4 protein-coding genes and 1 pseudogene are annotated in these 7,561 nt (G+C 54.0%); all 5 read left to right on the top strand.

Translation table 11 applies throughout. The features are described 5' to 3' along the window. Positions 1 to 300 (top strand): annotated as a pseudogene (locus tag PPL9_RS12260) (NUDIX hydrolase); the annotation flags it as partial. 176 nt (positions 301 to 476) lie between these two features. Next, the gene (gene ahcY, locus PPL9_RS12255) at positions 477 to 1,877 is read left to right on the top strand and encodes an adenosylhomocysteinase (RefSeq protein ID WP_057463237.1); all 1,401 of its coding nucleotides are present in this window, start codon (positions 477 to 479) and stop codon (positions 1,875 to 1,877) included. A 317-nt stretch (positions 1,878 to 2,194) separates the two neighbouring features. Next, the gene (locus PPL9_RS12245; protein ID WP_208989337.1) at positions 2,195 to 4,711 is read left to right on the top strand and encodes a PAS domain-containing sensor histidine kinase; all 2,517 of its coding nucleotides are present in this window, start codon (positions 2,195 to 2,197) and stop codon (positions 4,709 to 4,711) included. Between the two features lie 250 nt (positions 4,712 to 4,961). Continuing rightward, positions 4,962 to 6,473, top strand: a complete 1,512-nt coding sequence (tsaE, locus tag PPL9_RS12240) for a tRNA (adenosine(37)-N6)-threonylcarbamoyltransferase complex ATPase subunit type 1 TsaE (protein WP_057462954.1) — start codon at positions 4,962 to 4,964, stop codon at positions 6,471 to 6,473. 31 nt (positions 6,474 to 6,504) lie between these two features. After that, positions 6,505 to 7,239: a nucleotidyltransferase family protein gene (locus PPL9_RS12235; RefSeq protein WP_057463236.1), complete on the top strand. Its 735-nt coding sequence runs from the start codon at positions 6,505 to 6,507 to the stop codon at positions 7,237 to 7,239. Positions 7,240 to 7,561: the final 322 nt, after the last annotated feature.

Genomic DNA, 7,561 nt, shown 5'->3' with positions numbered 1-7,561 from the left:
CCCCCCCGCCGCGAACTTCTGGAAGAAACCGGAATCACCGAACCTGTCGGTGAGGTGATCCACGTCAGAAGAGCGGTTTTTCTGACACCAACCGGTGAGATGGTAGATGCTGAAGAACATTTTTTCTTTCTCACCGTTTCCGACTCGAAAATCGACTATTCCAACCACACAGAGATAGAAACTCAGGTAATGAGAGAGCATCGCTGGTGGACGCGGAAAGAACTCGAGACAACATCTTTGACAGTCTTCCCTGAAAATATCCTAGAAATTCTAGAGCCTTATCTACCCAGACGCACATAAAGCATTCTGCGCGCCTGCGTTTGTTTGCATTTTAGACTGATATAAAGAAACCTTTATATCTTTATTGCTTTCTGACTTCTCTGTGATGTATAACAGCATGCAGTGGGCGCTCATTGTGCGAGCACTCATCAATCACGCGGGAGGGGACTATGGGCCCGGGCTTTCAGGAAGATTTAATGACTGCGTCTAACGATTACTACGTCAAAGACATCTCACTTGCAGAGTGGGGTCGTACTGAAATTGAAATTGCCGAAACCGAAATGCCAGGCCTGATGGCTTGTCGTGAGGAATATGGTGCAAGCAAGCCTCTCAAAGGCGCACGCATCGCTGGTTCCCTGCACATGACCATCCAGACAGCGGTTCTGATTGAGACCCTCATTGAGTTGGGCGCAGAAGTTCGCTGGGCATCTTGTAACATCTTCTCCACGCAGGATCAGGCAGCCGCCGCAATCGCAGCAGCTGGTATTCCGGTGTTCGCTGAAAAAGGCGAAACCCTTGATGAATACTGGACCTATGCGGACAAAATCTTCGATTGGGGCGACGGCCAAACCGCAAACCTCATTCTGGATGATGGCGGCGACGCAACTCTGATGATTCTTCTCGGCGCAAAAGCAGAGAAAGACCCATCCGTCCTCGACAACCCATCTAATGAAGAAGAAACCGCTCTCTTCGCAGCGATCAAGCGTCGCCTCGAAAAAGATCCGGGCTTCTACTCCAAAGTTAAGGGCAACATCCAGGGCGTCTCCGAAGAGACAACCACGGGTGTTATGCGCCTATACGAAATGCAGAGGAAGGGAGACCTGCCATTCCCTGCAATCAACGTGAACGACTCTGTCACCAAGTCCAAGTTTGACAACCGCTATGGCTGCCGTGAATCTCTCGTAGACGGTATCCGCCGTGGTACTGATGTCATGATGGCTGGTAAAGTTGCTGTTGTCGCTGGTTACGGCGACGTTGGTAAAGGCTCTGCACAGTCTCTGGAAGGCGCTGGTGCCCGTGTGATCGTGACTGAGATCGATCCGATCTGCGCGCTTCAGGCTGCCATGGATGGCTACGAAGTGAAGACGATGGAACAGGCCATCGGTGAAGGCGATATCTTCGTCACCACCACCGGCAACAAAGACGTCATCACAGCTGACCACATGCGCGACATGAAAGACATGGCGATCGTCTGTAACATCGGTCACTTCGATAACGAGATTCAGGTTGCTGCACTGCGTAACTACAAATGGCGCAATGTGAAGCCACAGGTCGACCTGATCGAGTATCCAGATGGCAAGCGTCTGATCCTTCTCTCCGAAGGCCGTCTGGTTAACCTTGGCAATGCGACAGGTCATCCATCCTTTGTGATGTCCGCCAGCTTCACCAATCAGGTTCTGGCGCAGATGGAGCTGCACACCAAAGGCGACGACTACAAAAACGAAGTCTACGTGCTGCCAAAGCATCTGGATGAGAAGGTTGCGCGCCTGCATCTTAAGAAGCTTGGTGCAACCCTGTCTGAACTGACTGACGATCAGGCCAACTACCTTGGTCTCGACAAATCCGGTCCGTTCAAGGCTGAGCACTACAAGTACTGATACGCGTCCTTCGTAATTGCTGTTAACGCTAAGGGACTTAGCGTTAACAGCTCCATGAATTCTACTAGGCCCAATAAGCACACTTTCAATATATTGGGGGTGCGCTTGTTGGGCTTACTACAGATTGTGGTGGATGATTATTTCGCCCACAGGATTTGTTTACTTTTTGTAAAGATCCTCTTCTTCCCAAAAATCAATCAGGTTATGTTGATTGTCGAATCAGTCGTTAAGTTAGGCAGTTGAGCGACTTATTCGCGATTCGTGACACCAATGCGGCGTGTGACACGAATCTGAGGCGGCGAAGAAAGGGGCACAACATGCCAGCATCCTGGCATAAACACGCGCGTGTTAACGTGCTGTGGCGTAGAAGGTTTAGGCTCGTTCTGAACCTGATGGGCGTTGCTGTGTTTGCTCTCCTGGGTGCTGCTGGTTTCTCTCAGGCTATGGATATTCTGCCAGCTCTTTCAGGTAGTTCAGTTGACGCCTTCAAGGTTGTCTGGGTCGCGGCAACGGCCGGCATAGCCTTGTACGCAGTCGCAGCCTCCGTCGTGCTTGTCCGCATCCGCAGGAATGACTCATTGTCCATCCTGCAACTGCGTCAGGACCGAGCCGATGCGATGGCGCGCATTGACCGCCTCGAAAGCTTGCTGGAAACAGAAGACAGTCTCCTTTTAGTCTGGGATGGTGAGGCCAAACATCCCGGTGTTGCCGGACATCTGCCGGAAAATCTGGAACTCGCAGGCGGTCTTTCGCAGTTGGTCGAGTTCGAGACATGGTTGGATGTCAAATCAGCCGAGGCCCTGCGCGCTTTTCTGGAGCATTTGCGCGGCCACGGTGAAGTCTTCCGGTTAACCTTAACAACCACCGACGGGGTCTATCTGGAAGCATCCGGCCATACAGCAGGTGGACTGGCAGTCCTGCGCCTGCGTGACCTGACCGGAGACCGTCAGCTCAGCGCCCGCCTTGCTGAGCAAAACAAGGAACTGCGTGAGCAGATCTCCTCGCTTCATAGCCTGTTGGATGCACTGCCGGGGCCTGCATGGCAGCGCGACAACCATGGCCAGCTCGTCTGGGTCAACTCAGCTTATGTGGATGCTGTCGAGGCCGAAAGCACCCGTACTGTGGTTGATGAGCAGGTTGAGCTGCTGGAAGCAAAAGGTCGCAACAAACTCAACATGATGCGCCAGACCGACGGGGTCTATCATTCGCCAATGCCGGTTGTGGCTGCGGGTGAACGGCGCGTCTTTGAGTTGACTGACGTGAATTCTGAGCATGGCAATGCCGGTCTTGCTCAGGATATTTCCGAGCTTGAACGTGTACAGGGACAGCTTCGCCGCACACTTGAGTCCCATACGCGTACGCTCGATCAACTTCAAACACCTGTGGCCGTGTTTGGTGCTGATCATCGTCTCCAGTTCTACAATGCAGCCTATCGCTCCCTATGGGATATCGATCAGAGCTTCTTGGAGACCAAGCCGGAAGAAGGCGAGCTGCTCGACGCCCTGCGCGCAGCTCGTAAACTGCCTGAGCAGGCTGACTATCGTGGTTGGAGAACCAAGCATCTGGAATGCTACCATGCCTTGGATGCACAGGCGTATTGGTGGCATTTGCCAGATGGACGGACCCTCCGCGTGATCGCCAGCCCGCATCCGCAAGGTGGTGTGACGTACTTCTATGAGAACGTGACCGAGCAGTTGGATCTGGAAAGCCGCTTCAACGCACTCACCCGGGTACAGCGAGAAACGCTCGACCACCTGACAGAAGCTGTCGCCGTGTTCGGCTCCAACGGACGCATGCGCCTGTCTAACCCGGCCTTTGCCGAGGTCTGGGGCCTGTCTCAGGAGTTCCTCGAAGCAGATCCGCATGTCAATGACCTGCTGGACACCTGCAAGGAGCTGATGGGTGAGTCCGATCGTTGGCAAGAGCTCGCCCGTGGCGTAACAGGCCTGTCCGACAACCGCACCAGCGTTTCTGGTCGCATGGAGCGGATCGACGGGTCTGTTATCGACTACGTCACCGTACCGCTGCCAGATGGTGGAACGCTACTCACCTTCGTGAACGTCACTGATACGGTCAACGTGGAACGTGCCCTCCACGCCACCAATGATGCGCTTCAGGAAGCCGACCAGCTCAAGAACGCCTTTATTCAACACGTGTCTTACGAGCTGCGATCTCCGCTGACCACCATCATCGGCTTCGCTCAGTTGTTGGGTGATGCCAAGTTCGGCGATCTGTCTCCGAAGCAGGAAGAATACACCGACTACATCCTGTCATCCTCGTCTGCTCTGCTGCACATCATCAACGACATCCTTGATCTGGCAACCGTTGATGCCGGCATCATGGAACTCGAAATCTCCGAGGTCGATGTTGCGCAGACGGTATCTGAAGCTGTCGAAGGCCTGAAAGATCGTCTGGTCGAATCCAACATCACGCTCCGCACCCACATGCCTGAGGGTATTGGCCATCTCAAAGCAGATGAGCGTCGATTGCGTCAGGTTCTCTTCAACCTGCTCTCCAACGCAATCAGCTACTCCAACAAAGGCGGCTTGGTAGACATCAGCTGCCAGCGAGAGGAAAACGAAATCCGCTTCCGCATCAAGGATCATGGTGCAGGCATCCCTCAGGAGATGCTGGATCAGGTCTTCTCGCGCTTTGTAGGCCGCGGTGCAGGTGGAAATCGTCAGGGCGTTGGCCTTGGCCTGTCGATCGTGAAAAGCTTTGTCGAGCTCCACGGCGGTAAAGTCGATATTTCCTCCGCCGAAGGGCAGGGCACCACAGTGGATTGCACCTTCCCGCTTGAGCCGCATGTCCATTCGCTGGAAGCGGCGGAATAACTCATCCTTCAGTTTTCGGTCAGATAAATGCCTCTGGGGCTTGAGTTCCCTTGCTGGTTTTGGCAAGTGCTTACTCTTGAGGAATTCCGAGCGCGTCGTGTGTCTGCAAATGAACGCGACCTGCTCTAATAGATTGGTACGTATCCTTGGTAAGTAAGTTCAGTCTTTCTTTAAGGGGACGCTTGGAAAGTATAGATTAGAGCATTCTGCGTGAGCGCGATTATGTGCAGCTGCTCTTGAGGCGAATTGTATGAAGGTACTTCTCGACAATCAGAGAGCAACAGAGCTCTTTGCTGCGGATTTGGCTGAGCTGCTGAAAGAGGGAGACGTACTTGCTCTTTCCGGAGATCTGGGCACGGGCAAATCCACTTTGAGCAGAGCACTGCTGCGGCATCTGGCAGCTGACCCTCATCTGGAAGTCCCAAGCCCCACCTTCACACTCGTTCAAACCTACGACCTGCCGAGAATGTCTGTCGCCCATCTCGACCTCTATCGCATTGAAGAGCCGGAGGAGTTGGAAGAGCTCGGGCTCGACGAATATCTGGAAACCGGCGTCGCGCTGATTGAATGGCCAGAGATGGGGGATCCCTCCTACTGGCCAGAAGCGCTGGACTTGAAGCTGACAGAAGGCACCGAGCCAGACACTCGCGAGATCACCCTCACAGCCAACTGCAAAAGCTGGCAGAACCGCCTTGACCGCCTCGCTGCCCGCCGCGCTCTGCTGCAAAAATCCGGCTGGATTGATGCAGAGCGCGAGCATGTGCAGGGCGATGCCTCCATGCGGACCTATTTTCGACTTCACAAAAACGGTGAGACAGTCGTCTTTATGGATAGTCCGCCAACTGGGCCAGAGCCGCGTCTGCCCACTGGCAAAACCTACGGCGAAACCGTACATCGCGCCAAGGACGTCACTGCCTTCTTCGCCGTCGGCAACGCCTTGGCGGATCATGGGTTCCGCGTACCAAAACGACTGGCCGCCGACCCGGAAAACGGATTGGCGCTGCTGGAGGATTTCGGCGACCAGATCATCACCGAAAACGGTGAGGCGGTCAAAGAGCGCTACGAGCTGGCCATTGATGACATCGCCCGGCTCCACAGCTGCGACTGGCAAACAGAGCTGCAGGCGGATGGTAAACCCCATCAGCTGAAACCCTGTGATTTCGAAGTGCTGATTACGGAAGCTGACCTCTACCTCCAATGGTATCTGCCTTACGCCAGTGGAGAGCCTGCGACTGAACAGCAAGGCCGCGACTACGTTGAAGCGTGGCGAGAGCTGCTGGAGCCAGTCCTCCAGAGTGAACCAACACTGCTTTTACGGGATTACCACAGCCCGAATATCATGTGGTTGCCAGAAGCATCAGGCCTCAATAAGCTGGGTCTTATTGACTACCAAGATGCAATGATGGGCCCCGCGGCCTATGATGTTGCCTCGCTCGTGTACGATGCACGCGTGGACATGCCAGCCGACCTGCAGGAGCATTTGCTGCAGAGATATTGCGACTTGGCAAGAAAACATAAACCCATTTTTGATGAAATGGCGTTTCGGAATGCTGTTGCTGTGTTGGCGTTGCAGCGCAATGCCAAAATCCTTGGCGCGTTTGTACGTCTTGATAAGCAGCTCGGAAAACCTAAATACATGGAGATGCTTCCTCGCATCCGCAATTATGTGCGGCAGTGCTTTGCACAATTAGGGGAAGTAAAACTCAAACCCATGTTCACTGTCATACTCTCGTCAAATGAGACGAGCCAAAGTGGCGACTGAAACAAGAGAACAAAACGACAGAGACAACGAGATGCCTAAAGAAATTTCCTTCCACCCCAAATCGGCAATGGTTTTGTCCGCAGGGCTGGGTAAACGTATGCGGCCCCTGACGGCGACAACCCCAAAACCTCTCATCGAGGTGGACGGTAAGTCGATGTTCGCGCGCGCAGCATCACGTTTGAAGGATGCTGGCCTCGAAACCTGCGTTGTCAACGTGCATTACCTTGCAGACCTTGTAGAGGCCCATGCTCGCAGGTTTGAAGGCTTGGATGTCAAGATCTCAGATGAACGCGAAGAGCTTTTGGATACCGGTGGCGGCATTAAAAAAGCCCTGCCAATTCTGGGCACCGATCCGTTCATCCTGAAAAACTCCGACAGCTTCTGGCTGGAAGGGGTAAAGCCGAACCTGGATCTCCTCGTAGAAACCTGGGATGACCATCAGATGGATATGCTGATGCTGCTCGCACCAGCCGTCAATGCGGTTGGTTATGACGGCAAAGGCGACTTCCTGATGGACGATGAAGGCAAGCTGGAACGCCGCGATGAGCGTTCTGTGGCACCTTTCATCTATTCCGGTACCGCGATGATCCATCCACGGCTGTTCAAGGATACGCCGGAAGGCCCATTCTCCCTCAATCTGCTGTTCGACAAAGCAATTGAAAATGGCCGCCTCTTCGGTGTCGAAGGCGATGGCCTTTGGCTGCACGTTGGAACGCCCCAAGGCCTCGATGACGCCGAGCGCGCCATCGCCAACAGCGCAAACTAATTTAAAAACAGGACAGGCCCGCCAAATTGTGCGGGCCACCTCAGCCAACCTCCCCCATAGCTGATGCGCCAATACTCAATGTATTTGGGAAACTTCCACAAACACCTGGGCTCTGGATACCGGATCACCGCTCCGCTCGTCCGGCATGACGGCAGAGGATAAATCGTGGGACTGAGTGATTTCCATTCAGAAAATGCACCCTCTATGACGTCATCCCGGCCCCCGATGTACATACCGGAGACATAGGTGACAGGTGTTCGGAGAGATGGTTGACACATTAACATGGCATTCAGGGAGGGACCGGGATGCCTTGGAAAGAGTG

This window comes from Pseudovibrio sp. POLY-S9 (assembly GCF_001431305.1).
Classification (GTDB): Bacteria; Pseudomonadota; Alphaproteobacteria; order Rhizobiales; family Stappiaceae; genus Pseudovibrio.
The sequence above is the reverse complement of the archived record's forward strand: the minus strand, read 5'-3'. Positions and strand labels throughout refer to the sequence as shown.